The organism is Aurantibacter crassamenti (genome assembly GCF_016811105.1).
In the GTDB taxonomy this organism is placed as follows: domain Bacteria; phylum Bacteroidota; class Bacteroidia; order Flavobacteriales; family Flavobacteriaceae; genus Aurantibacter_A; species Aurantibacter_A crassamenti.
This window is the reverse complement of the sequence record NZ_JAFBGM010000001.1, coordinates 1,661,206-1,678,616: the sequence shown is the minus strand read 5'-3', so window position 1 is coordinate 1,678,616 and position 17,411 is coordinate 1,661,206. Positions and strand designations below refer to the sequence as shown.

The window sequence follows — 17,411 nt, the reverse complement described above, 5'->3', positions numbered from 1 at the left end:
ACCCTTCATACTTTAAAAGTATATTATAAAATAAGTGAGTAGAAAGCACAAAAAAGGGGAGATAAACTCCCCCCTCATTTTTATAGTTATATTTTATTGCGGATAACCCGGGTTCTGCGCAAGATTTGGATTTTTATCCAGTGCATCTTGAGGAAGAGGAAAAATGGTATTCCATTCATCCACCTCATAGAACTCTAAGTCTGGCTGATAACGCGCTATACGATCTAAAAGCGCTTGATTTGGAACGAAAACGTTACCATCATCATCAAACATAGGTGGTACCGTATACGTAGCGTAGGCCTCCTTATTTTCAAAAAACTTGCCTTGTCTGACCAATTCTTCATAATCTTGACCTTCGTAGCAAAGTTCTTTTCTAAATTCAAGATAAATAGAATCTCTCAACTGTTCTTTGCTTAACCCCGATAAATCAGGTAAACCAGCTCTATTTCGCACCCTATTCACATATTGATAAGCATTACCTGGCCCTTCAGCTTCATTGGTCGCTTCAGCTGCTGTCAATAATACATCAGCAAAACGTAATACTTTAATGTTATAAGCCATACCATCACTAACCTTATTCAAAGGATCACGGTATTTGTTCACATGCGGGACAGGATATGTATTCTCATACCATTGAACAATAGTATCACCCTCTAAACTTGGAAATTCAGTTAACCATGTAGCCTCTTTTCTTTTGTCATTTTCATCAAACTTGTTGTACCACCACAAGCTACCAATTATTGTACCCCACTGGCCTGGTCCATAACCGTTACTATTTGGTTCAAAATTATTTCCTAATTGATGCCCTTGAGGAGAAACGCCATTATATTGCACTTCAAAAATGCTTTCAATGTTGTTATCTACGTTTCCATTTGATTGCCAATAATTATCTTTTGGATCAGGCATTAAGTCTAAACCAGAAGGTGAATTAATTACTGCAACAGCATTAGTTTTTGCATTGGCCCAATCTTGCCTGTACAATTGAACTTTTGCAAGAAGACCTTGCGCAGCTTCTTTAGATGCACGACCAACATCGTTACCAGAATAGTCTCCAATGTTTGGCAATGACTGCATTGCCTCTGTTAGATCAATTATTATTTGAACATAAACCTCATCAGCTGTATTTCTAGAAACTTGTAATTCACCTATATCAGAAGTTACTGTTTCAGATAAAATTAGCGGAACTCCACCCCATCTTCTTACCATATTAAAATAGGTTAAAGCTCTCAAAAACTTTGCTTCACCAAGAATTCTTGTTTTCAAAGATTCATCCATTTCAATTTCTGGCACATTATCTAACACAGCGTTCGCGCGATTAACAGCCTGCCAAACAGCACCCCAAATAGCTATATTATAACGACTACTTGTTACCATACCAGCATCATTCATTGTAATGATTTGACCACGATCAGAAGTAGCACTTAATCGCGAGAAACACCCATCAGATGCAAGTGTGCTTGAAGTTATCCAGTACCTAGAATAATAATCATTTACCCTTAAGGCAGCATACGCCCCATTTACAGCGGCAACTGCATCTTCTTCTGACTGATAAAAGTTAACAGGAGATATTGAATCTTTAGGGATTTCTTCAAGGTAATCTTCGCACCCCGTAAAGACGGTTGCCAGACATACCAATAGTAAATATATTGAATTTTTCATTTTTTTGATTTTATATTAGAAGTCTAGTTTTAATCCCATTAATATTGTTTGTGCCAATGGATAAGAACTAATGTCCCAACCAAAAGAACCTCTTACATTAGCACGACCATTTGTATCAGGATTATAACCTAAATAGTCAGTAATAGTAAACAAATTCTGCCCAGTCACATATATTGATCCACCAACATCACCGAGAAAATTTTCTGGAAAATTATATGTAAGTGTAATTTCTCTCATTCTTAAGTAGCTAGCGTCTTCAAGAAAAAAATCAGATTCCCCAATATTTCCTGAACCACCTACTAAAGGAGCATTTTGATAAGGCGTTGGCCAAACTGCATCAGTATTTTGAGTAGTCCAATAATCTGCTCGTTCACTTAAAACATTTTGCCCTCTTGTAATGGTTGTGTTAAACCTACGCATGGCGTTGTAAACCAAACCACCTTTTTGACCTTGGAAGAAAGTTCTTAGTTCCAAGTTTTTATAGGTGAAGCTGGTATTAAAACCATATATCAAATCTGGGTGTGGACTACCAAGCACTGTTCGATCCTTACTATCTAAAACATTATCTTGTTCAACATCTACGTATCTAACCATACCAGGTAACACACCATCTTGAAGCACTTGACCTGCATCAGCCTCTGCTTGACTGCGATACAATCCGTCAGTTTTATATCCAAAAAATACCCCTGTTGGTTGCCCAACAGCAACATATGACCTTGGTGTAGATCCTGCAAACGTTGGTTGTGCAATTTCATACGACTGATCGCCATCACCCACTTTGCTAGAATCACCCAAAGAGGTAACTTCGTTTTTATTACCAGACATGTTGAATCCTAAATTCCATCTAAAATTTTCAGTGTCGATAACTGTTCCATCCATAGAAAGTTCCCATCCTACATTCTCCATTTCACCTAAATTTTGAACTGAAGGATCAATAATTCCTGAAGTTTCAGGTAATCTAACCTCTAGTAATAAATCTTCGGTCTTCTTAATATAATAGTCAAATGTTGCATTGACTCTTCCTTTCAAAACAGAAGCATCTAAACCAAAGTTAGCTTGGCTAGTTATTTCCCAAGTCAAATCAGGAACTGGTACTCTAAGTGGTGAAAATCCATTCACATTAGATCCATCTCCAAAATTGTATGGTGCAGATTGCAAAAGTGCTAAAGACCTGTATGTTGGAAGCTCTTGGTTACCTACTTGCCCCCAACCAGCTCTGAACTTTAAATTATCAAAAAAGTCAGATTCAGCCATGAAATCTTCGTTTGAAACTCTCCATGCTACCGCAGCAGATGGGAAGAATGCCCACTTATTGTTTTCAGCAAACTTTGACGAACCATCTCGACGCCCTGTAACAGTTATTAAATAACGGTCGTCAAAATTGTAGTTTATCCTTCCGAGAAATGACATAATACTGAACTCAGCATAGCGCGAATCTACATTTGGCACTACTGATCCACCGCCTAAATCATATGGTCCGGTGATATCAGTTGCAAAACCTTTACTCGAAATTAATCTAAACTCTTCTGTTTCTTTTTGCATTGTAAAACCACCCAACAACTGCAGGTTGTGGTTGCCAAAAGTTTTGTTGTAATTAAGGGTATTCTCATTCAAGAGTGAACTTCTATTAACAGAACTAACATCAGCAGAGTTCAACGGGTTTTCATTGTTGAACTTTGAAGTTCTATATACGTGTCGATCTCTATTCTCAATGTCTGTACCAACGCTCACTTTAAATTTTAAATCATCTACTAGTTCATACTCTCCAAACAGCGTTCCTAATATTCGTGTATTAACACTTTCATCAGAAAATTCATTTATAAATGCAACAGGATTTAAACTTCCTTGAGCATCTGGAGCGTTCTCAACAAACCTGTTACTTGAATATGTACCATCAGGCTGAAAAATAGGTAAAATTGGCGATGTTGAAAGCGCTAAAGCAGTAATACTATTAGTAGCTTCACCTTCTGTTTCAGCGGCATTATTTATAGACCTAGAAATATTTAAGGAAGTACCTATTTTGAATTTTTCACTTGCCTTAATATCTAAATTTGCTCTTAAGGAATACCTTGTAAAATCAGACCCCTTAATAATACCCTCTTGCTCAAACATGCTTCCTGAAAGATTGTATTGTACAGATTCAGAACCACCATTCACACTTAATTGATGATTTTGAATTAAGGCGCTTCTGAAAATTTCATCTTGCCAATCTGTATCATATGCCGGAGCACCAGCAAATACAACTGGATCATTACTATTTGCAGCAGTCATATTATAAATATCTTGATACTCTTGAGCATTCAACATATCCATTTTATTTGAAACCGTCTGTATACCACCATAACCATTATATGATATTCTTGGAGCACCTGTTTGACCTCTTTTTGTTGTTATCAAAATAACACCATTCGCACCTCTTACCCCATAAATTGCAGCAGCAGATGCATCCTTAAGCACTTCAATAGACTGTATATCAGAAGGGTTTAAAGATGATAAAGGATTTTGATTTACAGTATAATCAGTACCTGTACTACTATCTTGCCCCCTACCAGCACTTGTTGAGAATTGTGATTGACCAGTTACTGGAAATCCATCAATTACATACAACGGTTCATTACCGTTCAATATAGAAGTTGTTCCTCTAATCTTCACACTAATTCCACCACCAGGTGCAGATGAATTATTAGTTATATTAACACCTGCTATCTTACCTTGCATACCCTGCTCCATTGATGTAATTGGCTGAGAATTTAGCTCATCAGCTGATATAGAAGCAACTGACCCAGTAAGGTCACTTTTTTTCTGCGTACCATATCCAACTACAATCACTTCACTTAGTTCACTAGCATCTTCAATCATAGCCACATCAATATTTGATTGGTTATTAACTGCTATTTCCTGAGTTTTAAACCCAATGTAACTAAAGACTAAAACATCATCAGAGCTAGCTTTGATACTGTATTTACCATCAAAGTCTGTTGCCGCTCCAGTTGAAGAGTTCTTTATAATTACGGTTACACCCGGCAAAGGTACCCCAGTTCCATCTGAAACTACACCATTAATTGTAGACTCACTTTGCCCATAAAACGATGTGGACAATAGTACTCCAAACAAGAGGAGATAAAATTTAATTCTGGTCTTCATACTTCATAATTTAGGTTGCTATAAAAGTTTTGACTTATTTATTCGTTTAGCAATTCTTTAATAAATATGTATTCTCGCCAATTACGAATAACTTAATGTAATCGATTGCGCAATATAATAATTAATATGATACAGACAAAACTTAACATCAAAATATATTGATTCAGTAATTTTAATCTAAAATTATTCCTACTTTAACAAAATGATTAGCCAAGCCTATTCTTCAGACATGGAAAATTTATGTTTAAAGCATCTTAAAAAATAGTAGTAGATCGTTTTATTTATTTCCTATTCGTCAAACAGCTTTAGTTTATATTAGCGCCACAAATTTTATTTAGTATTTTATAATAGTGCTTAATGAGTAAAAAAACGACGATTTATGACATAGCGAAAGCATTGGACATTACTGCTGCAACAGTATCTCGGGCACTTAACAATAACCCGCGTATTAGTGCAGACACCAAAAAACTTGTTTTAGATACTGCAGAGAAACTTAATTATAAAAGAAATGGGCTAGCTGCAGCACTAAAAAGTGGTAAGAGTAATAATGTTGGCGTAATACTACCATTTATTAATAGAAATTTTTTCTCTACAGTCATAAGAGGTATTGAGGAAGAACTTATACCTAAAGGTTATCATATTATTATATGTCAAACTCATGAAGATGAGAAAAAAGAAATGGAAACTGTTCAAAATCTATTGAATGCACAAGTAGATGGTATTCTCATTTCGCTATCGCGGCAAACTGATAATATTGAACATTTTACGCAAGTATTGAAAAAAAATGTACCGCTCATTTTCTTTGACAGAAAAATGGATATACGGGGAGCAAGCTCAGTGACACTAGATGATTACCAAGGCGCATACAATGCAACACAACACCTTATTGAACAGGGCTGCACTAAAATTGCACATATGACAGTAGATCCTTCGCTGCTAATTTATAAAAATAGATATGAAGGCTACAGAAACGCTTTATTAGACAATGAGCTTGAAGTTTACCCTGAATTCACAGTAAATTTAAAAAGTGAAATTGAAGCAGGTAGAGAAGCTGCAAGAAAACTAATGGATTTAGAAAATCCGCCAGATGCTATATTTTCAGCTACTGATTTAGGAGCTTTGGGTGCCATACAACATCTGAAAAGTATTAATGTTAAAATTCCAGAAGATTTTTGTGTTGTAGGATTCAGTAATGAACCTTTCACCCAATTTATGGAATTACCAATTAGCTCTGTAGACCAATCCCCATTATTAATGGGAAAAACAGCTGCTAAAGTATTCTTAGAACAAATGGATTCTAAAGATGTGAAAATACAAAAAAGCATGGTGCTTACACCAACATTGATGATACGACAATCTTCTACAAAGCTAAAATCATAAGTATATCAATCTTACAATAATATCGATTTAAATATATAGAAGTTTACGAATTTCTAGCAATTTACTTACCTACAAAAAAAGCCTAGTTCTCATTTGATGGCTTACCAATAGTAGCTAAAATACCACCATCAACATAGACAATTTGTCCGTTTACAAAATCACTAGATTTAGAAGCTAAAAATACAGCAGTACCTGCTAAATCTTCTGGGTCACCCCATCTTGCTGCTGGTGTTCGATTGATAATAAATTCATTAAAAGGATGTCCATCAACCCTAATTGGGGCGGTTTGACTAGTTGCAAAATATCCGGGACCTATACCATTGACTTGCACATTATGTTTTGCCCATTCAGTTGCTAAGTTTCGTGTAAGCATTTTAAGTCCTCCTTTTGCAGCTGCGTATGCCGAAACACTATTCCGGCCTAATTCGCTCATCATAGAACAAATATTAATTATTTTTCCGCCACCTTGCTTAATCATTAAATTACCAACTAATTGAGACATAATAAAAGCGCCAACCAAGTCAACTTCTATTACTCTTCTAAAGTCATCTATTGGCATCGTAGTAGCCAATTCTCTTTTAATAATACCAGCATTATTTACTAGAATATCTATCTGACCACCTTCAGCTATGATTTCATCAACCTTTTTAGAAGCTAATTTATCATCTGTTATATCAAAAATATAACCGGTAGCAGTAAATCCTTTTTCTTTATAATACGCTAGTGCATCCTTCATTTTTTCAGGCGTAGTACCCGTAATAACTAATTCAGCACCCGCATTAGCTAAGCCTTCAGCCATTGCCATTCCCAGACCGTGTGTACCACCAGTTACTAAAGCCCTTTTACCTGTAAGATCGAACAATTTCATTTGTATACTATTTAAGTTCGTTTGGAGCAAAGACATCCATATCACTATAATCTAAGTTTTCACCAGCCATACCCCAAACAAAAGAATAACTACAGGTACCGGCGCCAGAATGAATAGACCATTCCGGTGATAATACCGCCTGATTATTCTGCATAAAAATGTGTCTTGTATTTTGAGGTTCACCCATAAAGTGGCAAATAGTTTGCTCTGGTTCTAAATCAAAATAAAAGTATGCTTCCATTCTACGATCATGAGTATGCGCAGGCATGGTATTCCATACATTACCTGGCAAAAGTTCTGTCATACCCATCTGTAACTGACATGTCTCTACAGTGCTATTGACAATAAGTTTTCGCAATACTCTTTTATTTGCAAACTTTTCATCACCAAGATGCACTACTTCAGCACTTTCAGTATCTATTTTTTTACTAGGATAGCTTTTATGCGCTGGTGCAGAATTTATATAAAACAAAGGTTGCTCATCACCTAATTTTGAAAACAAAACTTCTTTTGAGCCACGGCCTACATAAAGAGCCTCTTTACTGTTCAATTCATATGTGGTACCATCTACTACTACCTTACCCTTACCACCGACATTTACAATACCTAATTCCCTACGATCTAGAAAATTTTCAGATTTCAGATATGGAATGGTTTCCAATTTCAACACATTATCAACTGGCATCACCCCTCCTACTATATATCGATCATACATTGAATAGGTTATTTGTATTTCGTCTTTTACAAATAACTTATTTATTAAAAATTCTTTCCTAAGTTCTTCCGTTCCGTAGCTTTTAACATCCTTTGGATTTGCGGCGTACCTAAATTCATGGTTTATCATCGTGCTTATTTATATGTAATCGATTACGCAAATATAATTAATTAATTGTAGCTTCAAAAATATATTTCTTTTCACCTAATTGCTTCAACAAATATGCTTTTCTATAGTTACTATACCCTCCTAATTCACAGAATTAAATCAATTAATATCACACACATTATACGAGCGATATAGAATTAATAGGAAGCATATTTTAAAGTTCTTATAAACCTTTTCACTTGTGTATTAAACATTTGGATGAAAATGTTTGGACTTTAAAATCGACAATAGCATATATTAGAACTATCAATCTAAGATGAGCATATCTTGCAGAATAACCCGCTATGCAAAATGAATGAATTAAACCTAAAAAGAGATGGTTTCGCCATCTCTTTTTAGGTTTAAATAAGGCTGCGCTTATTCTATGACGATAAACTCAGACCTTCTATTTTCTTGATGATTTGCTTCAGAGCAATTTACATTTTTACCACAATCAAATACCAAACGTTTTTCTCCAAAGCCTTTACTTGAAATTCTAGAAGGCTCTATGCCTAATTCAATCATATATGAACTGGTGCTCTCTGCTCGCTTTTGTGACAAAGCTTCATTATAATCATCATCACCTCTAATATCAGTATGCGATTGTACTTCTACTTTTATTTCAGGATAAGCCTTCATATAATCTATAACCTTCCTAATTGATATAGATGCATCGTCTCTGATGTTCCATTTATCAAAGTCAAAATATATTGGTTCTAAATTCAAGTATTTAGTTAAGTCTGTACCTATTGGGGCAGATTTTCTTTCTGGCGCTAAATAAACTACCACATTCTCAACGTCTTCGGTCAAATGTACACTATACATTTTCTCACCTTCTAGATAATCTACTTTAGAGGCAATAGCCTTATAATCACCGTTTTCACAATCGCCCTGCATTGCAAAATTGCCTTCTTCATCAGATAGGCCTTCAGAAATTATAGTGCCAGTTGCATTTAACAACATCACCTTTGCATTACTAATTATCTTATCACTTAGTTGATCTTTTACAACACCTGCTACGTTGACATGGCAATCTAATTCAAGTTCTCTAGTTTGAACAATACCATAGATATCGTCACTACCTTTACCACCAGGTCTATTTGAGGCAAAAAAACCTTTTTGAGTATCACTATTGAAGATAAACGAAAAATCATCTTCTTTTGTGTTAATTGGTTTGCCCAAATTCACAATGAAAGGGGTATTTAGTTGCGTTAATCTAGTAACGAATATATCTAACCCCCCTAAACCTGGATGACCGTCTGAAGAAAAGTAGAGTAAATCTTCTTTTGATACATACGGAAATGTTTCTCGACTCTCTGTATTGATACCAGGTCCTAAATTCTTTGGTGTACTAAAACTTCCATCCTCATTGATATCAACAACAAAAATATCTGACTCACCTATTGTACCTTTCATATCTGAAGCAAAATAGAGCCTACGTTCATCTGAAGAAAGAGTAGGATGCGCCACAGAATGATTTTCACTATTAAAAGGCAATTCTATAATATCAGTCCATTCATCATTCATTAGCGTAGCCCTATAAATTTTTAAGCGACTAACACCTTTATCATCTCTTGCGAAATTACCATTGATAGAATTATTTCTAGTAAAATAGACTGTTTTACCATCTTTGGTATAGGCGGTTGATGATTCATGCGTTTTTTTATTGAAAATTTTTGGTAATTTTTCTACGCTGGTAAAATCACCATTATCATTTGCCAGGGCCTTATAAAGATTGGTAAACGATTCTCCATTCCATGAATGTATATTACGACGGGTTATTCCGCTATCACGTGAAGTAGAGAAAATTAAATCCTGACCTTTAAAAGAAGGAGCAAAATCTGATCGATTTGAATTTATTGCAAGATTTTCAATTTTAAATGTACCTGAATTTTCTTCAATTTTAGTTAGGTAATCGGGCTCTGCTTCTAGTTTTATTGCTCGAACATCATCATTCTTTGCAATCATATACTTATTCATCCAAACTTTAGAATCTTTATAATTACCTGTAGATTTTAAAGACTGAGCATATCGATACATTAATTCTGATTCTACCTCTATTTGGTCTACATTAAAGAGTTTTTCATACCATTGTGACGCCTCTGAATACCTAGCATTTTGATAATTAGCGTTACCCAAATCTTTGTAAATCTGTTCATCTGAATATCCGTCAGCTACAAGTTTCTCATAAGAATCAATTGCAAGAATGTAATCATAGTTGTTATAATCACTCTCTGCTTTTTCTTTCTTTTTGTCTTGTGCGTTTATAAATGTGCACAACAATGACAAACAGAATAATGTATATATTGATTTCTTATTCATGATACCTTTTTAAATTAAAAGAACCTTGGCGCTATAACCCTTCTATACCTGCTTTTAAATTCATATCTTAAAAGCACCTCAAATGATCCATCATTAAAGGCGGTATTACCTAATTCCGTAGTTTCTTTATCATATGCAAGACCAATTAAAAATTGATCAGACACTTGAAAACCAAACATTGCACTTACGGCAGCATCCCACCTATACGCTAAACCCAAATTAAACTTGTCATTCAATAAAAAATTAGCCGATAAATCAACTTGTAAAGGAGCACCACTTACAGCTTTTATTAAAGCTGCTGGTTTAAATTTTAAATTTTGATTTAAATCAAATACATAACCTGTTATGAAGTAGAAATTCATTCGCTCTTGGGCAATTGTTGCACTAGCATTATCAAAATGTTTTGTCTGTAAAAAATTTGGCACTGATAAACCTGCATAAAATTGCTCGGTATGATAATAAACACCAGCTCCAAAATTTGGAGAAAACTTCTTATCAATATTTGACGCACCAATAGAGACTACTTCATTATTGTAATTACGGAGTTTATTAAAATCTAAGTTTAAAAGGTGTCCGCCTGCTTTTACACCAAAAGATAACTTACCGGTATCTGATGTATTGATAGTATACGATACTACGCCATCAAAATACGTGTCTTGATTTGTGCCGTTACCTATTTCGTCATTTACAATTGAAAGTCCTAAACCTACACCTCTACCTACAGGTGAACTTATATTTAAAGTTTGTGTTGTAGGTGCACCATCCAATCCAACCCACTGTGAGCGATGAAGAGCTGTAATACCTAAAACACCTCGTGATCCTGCATAAGCCGGATTTACCGCCATTGTATTGTACATGTACTGGGTGTATTGAGCATCTTGCTGTGCCTTTAAACCCCATAAGGAAAGGACAATAAACAAACCCGATATAACTACTTTTTTCATGTTTTTCTTGAATTGTTATTATTTGATTATTGACCTATTCTTTACTATTTATGTTTTAATGCACGTATTTCACCTTATCACATCATTGTTACTAAAATCGATTTAGTGAAAATTTCAAATAATATATGAACACATATTCCGCAAATAATTCAATTATTTATCTCGTTGTTTAAGGTAAATATTGGCAAGTAGCTCATAGAATAATTGACCAATCTTAAAAACTTAGTTCGCCCATTAATTATTGAAATGCTCTATTATACTTTCTGAAAACGAAATTAAAATTCAACTTTTTAGAATTTCAGTTTAATACTTAAATATCAATTTGCATTATAGGTATACAAAGAATAGATTTCTTTATACTTTATCGAAAATTTTGTTGTGATTAGCACATTTAAATGATGTGAAACACCTCTTTTTTGTTACGTAACAATTTGTAAATAATGTAAATATCATATTTCAATATGTGTAAGATTATTCTTTCGAATGTTAAATATGATTCCTTTTACCACAAAATCATTTATTAATATGCTACGAAAAGATGTTTTGAACATCTTTAATATAGTATAGCTGTGATTCACAGCTATATGATTTGTCTATAAAAATACCAATGGGTATTAATATTTTATCTTTGTAAATCATTAAATAAATTCAAAATTTACGTTTTGGATGATGAGTTGTATTAATTGCCATAATCTGAGTCACACCTAGTATATAAATTGATTCTTTTAATATTACTTCGTTTTAGCAGTTAATCATCATCATCAACTTATCGATTACATAGGTAATTTAAAGACAAAATCTATTTCAGTCTTACATTTTGCATACCTTTCATTCCCCTATTTTATCTAAAAATTACAAAAACAGCTTTTCATGGGTAAATCAGTCGCCAATTCAAAGGAAAAAAAGAATGGCTCTAAACAAGTTATTTCACAAAACAATATTGTCCTAAACAAAGTATTGACAGACTTTAATGACACTAATGTTAGTTTCCCTATTGATAAGACGGTTATCGATTTTTTTATAGAACAAGTTGAACAAAACCCAAATAAATTAGCTGTTGTTTATGGCACAAATCAATTAACATTCAAAGAATTAGATGAATTATCTAACAGATTAGCCAATTCAATTAATCATAAAGTATCTAAAAAAGAAAGTTTTATTGGGGTTTTCATGAACCGTTCAGCCGAGATGATTATTGCTATACTAGGCATATTAAAATCTGGAGCTGCTTACGCGCCAATAGACCCAAAATACCCTAAAGATCGAATAAATTATATTTTAAAAGATTCACAAATCGATTTAATAATATCAGATTCTGATAATTCTGAATATTTAAAGTCCATTTCTGACAACGAGGTAATTGAATTAAATAAAAATTGGTTCGCTTCAAATAACGAACCAATCGAAAAATCTATACAAAGAACTTCACCAAATGATTTAGCATATATTATTTATACTTCAGGTAGCACTGGAAATCCAAAGGGAGTTATAAATCGACATGCTAGTCTTTTAAATTACCTTTTAGCCAGTAGTAGCTACATTGATAAAAATTCGGATTCATCAGGATCTTTTGCCCATCTTTCTTTATCATTTGATGCTAGTATTACAGAAATGTTTCTACCTCTCATTACAGGTAAATGTTTGGTTCTTAGTACCGGAACTGGACTAGCTATTTTTGAGGATCCCAATTTAATCAAATACGCACCTTTCGATTTTATAAAATTAACTCCCGCTCACACAGCATTATTGGCTCCTGTTTTACAAAAAGAACCAAAAAACCAACTTGCTTATAATTACATATTTGGTGGTGAGGCTTTATATAACTATCATATCGATTATTTTAGAGCATCACAAATTGATGCTACAATTATTAACGAATACGGCCCAACTGAAGCTACTGTTGGTTGTTGTATTTATAAATTCAACACCTTAGACGAGGCATATTCTAATGAAAATATACCAATAGGTATGCCAATTGCAAATACTCAAATTTACATTCTAGACCAAAAACAAAACAAACTACCATTTGGTGATACTGGTGAAATATGCATTGGCGGAAAAGGTTTGGCCAACGGATATCTTAATAGAGAAACATTGACCGAAGAGAAATTTTGCACCAATCCGTTTGACTCAAATACGCGAATCTATCGTACGGGTGATTTAGGAAGGTTTTTACCCGATGGTAATCTTGAATTTATGGGTCGTCAAGATGAACAAGTAAAAATTAGTGGTCATCGTATTGAACTTGGTGAAATAGAGGCCGCCTTAATTGCCATACCGGAGATCAAACTAGCAGCAGTGACAGTACATCGCAACCCTGCAACAGTTTCGCGTCTTATTGCATATTTACAACCTGAAGGTGCCAAGCTAGAACTTAACATTATTCGCAAAGTTCTAGCTGATACTTTACCTGATTTTATGCTACCCTCTAATTATATATGGGTTACTGATTTTCCGTTGACACCAAATGGAAAAATTGATAAGAAAAATTTACCTTCTCAAGAGTATGTACGACCTGATTCAGCACCACTATTAAAAAAGCCCAGAACAAAACTTGAAAAGGATATAGCTAAAATCTGGAGTGAACAACTTCAAGTACCAGTTATTGGAATTGACGATAACTTTTTTGAGATGGGTGGTAGCTCATTGTTATCACAGATGGTGGCAAACGCATTGAAACAACAGCTAAAGTTAGAAATACCTGTTGCTAAAATATATCAATATCCTACCATTAAAAGTTTAGCAAATTATATAAAACCCACTAATAAGAAGACTCAAAATTTCTCTGAATTATCAAAAAATAAAACAAAAAAAACTAGTGCCGATGTTGCCATAATTGGCATGGCTGGAAGATTTCCTGGCGCTCAATCAATTGAAGAATTATGGGAAGTTTTAAGTGAAGGAAAAGAAACTATTTCTTTTTTCTCTCCAGAAGAATTAGACTCAGCTATTCCTGAAATACTGCGAAATGATCCATTATATGTGAGCGCTCGTGGCATAGTACCTTCAGCAGAAACTTTTGATGCTAAATTTTTTGGTTTAAATCCGAAAGTTGCATCAGTAATGGATCCCCAAATAAGACTCTTCTTAGAAATTTCTTGGGAAGTACTTGAAAAATCAGGCCACCTACCTAAACATTTTAATGGAAGTATTGGTGTCTACGCCGGTACAGGAACAAATACATATTTCAATAACAACGTACTACCCAATAATGAATTAATAAATCAGGTGGGGTTACTTCAAGCGAACACCCTTAATGACAAAGATTATATAGCTTCGCGAATATCTTATCATTTGAATCTTAAAGGACCTGCTGTTAGTGTTCATTCTGCCTGCTCTACTTCTTTACTGGCAATTGCAGAAGCCACAGAGGCTATACGTAATGGTCAATGTGAAATTGCACTCGCAGGTGGCTCAAACATTACTGCTCCCATGTTTAGTGGGCATCTCTATCAAGAAGGCTCCATGTTAAGCCCAGATGGACATAGTCGCTCTTTTGATGCAGATGCTAAAGGAACCGTTTTTAGTGATGGTGCTGGGGTAGTTTTACTCAAAAGCTTGGAAGCAGCTGAGAAAGATGGAGATATTATTTACGGAATAGTCAAAGGTGTTGGCATAAACAATGATGGTGGTGGTAAAGGAAGTTTCACTGCACCTAGCGTTGAAGGTCAAGCTGATGCCATTTCACGAGCTTTATATGACGCTAAAGTTCCAGCCTCTAGTATAAGCTATATTGAAACACATGGCACTGCTACACCCTTAGGTGATCCTATTGAAATGGAAGGTCTTCATATGGCCTTCGGCGAACAAGAAAAGAAAGGCTATTGCGCTATTGGATCCATTAAAAGTAATATGGGTCATTGTACGGCAGCAGCAGGCGTTGCAGGTTTAATGAAAACTGTTTTAGCAATGAACCATCGTCAGATACCAGCTTCATTGGGTTATGAAAAACCAAACCCTGAAATTGATTTTGAAAACGGTCCGTTTTTCGTTAATGCAGCACTGAATGATTGGAAAATAGACAAGGGCAATCGAAGAGCTGGTATTAGTTCATTTGGCGTTGGTGGTACAAACGTGCACATCGTTGTTGAAGAATATCCTATTAAACCAAAGAAATCAGATTTAGGTAGGCCGGTTCAATTATTACCATGGTCAGCAAAATCAGAAAATAGTTTAAACCAGTATAGCATTGATTTAGGTAATTATATAAAATCAAACTCTGTGCATTCACTTGCCGAAGTATCGTACTCACTTAAAATGACGCGTGATGATTTTAATCATAGACGATTTATTATTGCAAATGATAGTGAAGAGGCAGCTGAACAACTACTGAACCAAGAATTAAATAAAATCAACCTATCAAATTTAAAGGTAGAACCAAGTGAAGTTGCATTTTTATTTCCAGGCCAAGGCGCACAGTATTTACAAATGGGCAAAGCACTTTATACCCATGAAACCGTATATAAGAATGCAATTGATGTTTGCGCAGAAATACTAAAGAAAGACTTAGAATTAGATATACGTGATATAATTTTTCCTGAATCATCAAATGATGCCGCTGAACTAAAACTAAAAGACACTCGTTTTACTCAACCCGCATTATTTGTAACTGAATATGCATTAGCCCAATTATGGATGAGCTGGGGTATAAAACCTACACTAGTCTGTGGGCATAGTATCGGAGAGTTTGTGGCAGCACATTTAGCTGGAGTCTTTAGCTTGGAAGACGCATTACACATAATTGCAACTCGTGGTCGTTTAATTAGTGAACTTCCGGGTGGTAGTATGTTGTCTGTACGTTTGGCAAGTGAGCAACTAGTTCAATTACTTCCTGAGAGACTTTCAATTGCCGCTATCAATTCTGATAGTTTATGTGTTGTATCTGGTCCGGATGTTGAAATTGAAAATTTCAGCAAAACACTAAAAGATCAAAATGTTCCAAATCGATTATTAATTACGAGTCATGCATTTCATTCTTCAATGATGGATCCGGCACTAGATTCCTTCAAAAAAGAAATTGAATTATTAAAACTAAAAACACCTAGGTTACCAATTGTTTCCACCGTTACTGGTGATTGGCTTACCGATAAAGAGGCTACCAGTGCTGATTATTGGACTAACCACCTAAGAGCATCGGTTTGTTTTTCAAATGCAATGGATACCATTTTAGCATTAGATGATGTTTTACTATTAGAAGTAGGTCCTGGTAAAGCACTTACTACTTTGGCACGACAAAAGAAAGCCGCCAAGTCGAAACCCATTATTTCTAGTTTACCAATACCAAAAGAAGATCAAAGTGCATATCATAATGTTTTAAACGCTTTAGGTCAATTATGGCTTAATGGTTTAGAACCTGATTGGCAAGCATTTTATAAAGAACAAGTACAACAAAAAATTGTTCTCCCTTCCTATGCATTTGACCGCAAACCCTGCTGGATTAAACCAATTACTACCCAACCGTTAATCTCGGTTTCAACTTCAGAAGAGAATAGTACAGCCAACACACCAATAGAAGCTCCTATTGTTGAAAATATAAACACTGAATTAGGTAGAGAATCTACTATTCTCAAAAAGATTTCGGCGGTAATTTTAAATGCATCAGGTATTGAAGTTGAAACTGAAGATTACAGCTTAAACTTTCTAGAACTTGGATTAGACTCTTTAATTCTAACACAAATTGCAACTACCTGTAAAAGAGAATTCAACATACCAATTACATTTCGTCAGTTAAATGAGGAATTTGACACCCCGCATCTATTGGCCAAATACCTAGATAAAAGTCTTCCCCCAGAAATTAGTGCGCCAGTACCCAACAAAATCTTACATGGCACTATAGATGGTGATTTGCAAAAAGTAAAAGATAGTATTTCGACGTTTTCTGGTAATAATAACCAAGAATCGAAATTAGAACTAATTCTTAATCAACTTGAGCAATTAAATAAACGTATAGACACATTACAAGAAAATGGTATAATTCAATCCAAAGCCTCAACATTAACTCAGAATAATGGTTTAAATGGGCATTATAAAAATGAAACTACCGAAACTCATTTTACTATTAATGGAAATGCCAATTTTAAAACTTACTCTGATAAATTGAATACTCCGCCAGTAGCTGGTGCCAAATTAGGGCGCGATGAAAATGGAGATCCTGCATGGTTTATATTAGACGATAAAAATGAAGATGAATTCATAAAAATTGATTTGCAGTAAATTATAGCAAAGTAGTTCA

General features: G+C 34.6%; 8 protein-coding genes. 2 read left to right on the top strand and 6 right to left on the bottom strand.

Annotation, left to right across the window (positions count from 1 at the left end; translation table 11 throughout):
• Positions 1-93: 93 nt before the first annotated feature.
• Both JQC67_RS06770 and JQC67_RS06765 read right to left on the bottom strand, forming a co-directional pair.
• A complete protein-coding gene (locus tag JQC67_RS06770) occupies positions 94-1,659 on the bottom strand; it encodes a RagB/SusD family nutrient uptake outer membrane protein (RefSeq protein ID WP_203252071.1) in 1,566 nt (521 codons plus the stop codon).
• A 15-nt stretch (positions 1,660-1,674) separates the two neighbouring features.
• Positions 1,675-4,803: a SusC/RagA family TonB-linked outer membrane protein gene (locus tag JQC67_RS06765; protein ID WP_203252070.1), complete on the bottom strand. Its 3,129-nt coding sequence runs from the start codon at positions 4,801-4,803 to the stop codon at positions 1,675-1,677.
• Between the two features lie 357 nt (positions 4,804-5,160).
• On the opposite strand from JQC67_RS06765, the gene JQC67_RS06760 reads away from it, so the two are divergent.
• The gene (locus JQC67_RS06760; protein WP_203252069.1) at positions 5,161-6,183 is read left to right on the top strand and encodes a LacI family DNA-binding transcriptional regulator; all 1,023 of its coding nucleotides are present in this window, start codon (positions 5,161-5,163) and stop codon (positions 6,181-6,183) included.
• A gap of 82 nt (positions 6,184-6,265) precedes the next feature.
• Here the strand turns inward: JQC67_RS06760 and JQC67_RS06755 are convergent, their stop codons facing one another.
• The 4 genes from JQC67_RS06755 to JQC67_RS06740 all read right to left on the bottom strand — a co-directional run bounded on the left by JQC67_RS06755 (position 6,266) and on the right by JQC67_RS06740 (position 11,179).
• Complete coding sequence (locus JQC67_RS06755; protein ID WP_203252068.1) at positions 6,266-7,051, bottom strand: gluconate 5-dehydrogenase; 786 nt, start codon at positions 7,049-7,051, stop codon at positions 6,266-6,268.
• A gap of 7 nt (positions 7,052-7,058) precedes the next feature.
• Positions 7,059-7,895, bottom strand: a complete 837-nt coding sequence (kduI, locus tag JQC67_RS06750; RefSeq protein ID WP_203252067.1) for a 5-dehydro-4-deoxy-D-glucuronate isomerase — start codon at positions 7,893-7,895, stop codon at positions 7,059-7,061.
• A gap of 396 nt (positions 7,896-8,291) precedes the next feature.
• Entirely contained in the window at positions 8,292-10,235 is a 1,944-nt protein-coding gene (locus tag JQC67_RS06745; protein ID WP_203252066.1) for an OmpA family protein, read from the bottom strand.
• A 14-nt stretch (positions 10,236-10,249) separates the two neighbouring features.
• On the bottom strand, positions 10,250-11,179 hold the full coding sequence (locus tag JQC67_RS06740) for a PorP/SprF family type IX secretion system membrane protein (RefSeq protein WP_203252065.1): 930 nt from the start codon (positions 11,177-11,179) through the stop codon (positions 10,250-10,252).
• An 870-nt stretch (positions 11,180-12,049) separates the two neighbouring features.
• Here JQC67_RS06740 and JQC67_RS06735 point away from each other — a divergent pair.
• Positions 12,050-17,392 (top strand): polyketide synthase, encoded by a 5,343-nt coding sequence (locus JQC67_RS06735; RefSeq protein ID WP_203252064.1) that lies wholly within the window; start codon positions 12,050-12,052, stop codon positions 17,390-17,392.
• Positions 17,393-17,411 lie beyond the last annotated feature (19 nt).

Bases quoted from the DNA above. Each gene is read 5' to 3' on its own strand.
- kduI (WP_203252067.1), bottom strand. From the start codon at position 7,895: ATGATAAACCATGAATTTAGGTACGCCGCAAATCCAAAGGATGTTAAA.
- JQC67_RS06740 (WP_203252065.1), bottom strand. From the start codon at position 11,179: ATGAAAAAAGTAGTTATATCGGGTTTGTTTATTGTCCTTTCCTTATGG.
- JQC67_RS06760 (WP_203252069.1), top strand. From the start codon at position 5,161: ATGAGTAAAAAAACGACGATTTATGACATAGCGAAAGCATTGGACATT.
- JQC67_RS06770 (WP_203252071.1), bottom strand. From the start codon at position 1,659: ATGAAAAATTCAATATATTTACTATTGGTATGTCTGGCAACCGTCTTT.
- JQC67_RS06755 (WP_203252068.1), bottom strand. From the start codon at position 7,051: ATGAAATTGTTCGATCTTACAGGTAAAAGGGCTTTAGTAACTGGTGGT.
- JQC67_RS06765 (WP_203252070.1), bottom strand. From the start codon at position 4,803: ATGAAGACCAGAATTAAATTTTATCTCCTCTTGTTTGGAGTACTATTG.
- JQC67_RS06745 (WP_203252066.1), bottom strand. From the start codon at position 10,235: ATGAATAAGAAATCAATATATACATTATTCTGTTTGTCATTGTTGTGC.
- JQC67_RS06735 (WP_203252064.1), top strand. From the start codon at position 12,050: ATGGGTAAATCAGTCGCCAATTCAAAGGAAAAAAAGAATGGCTCTAAA.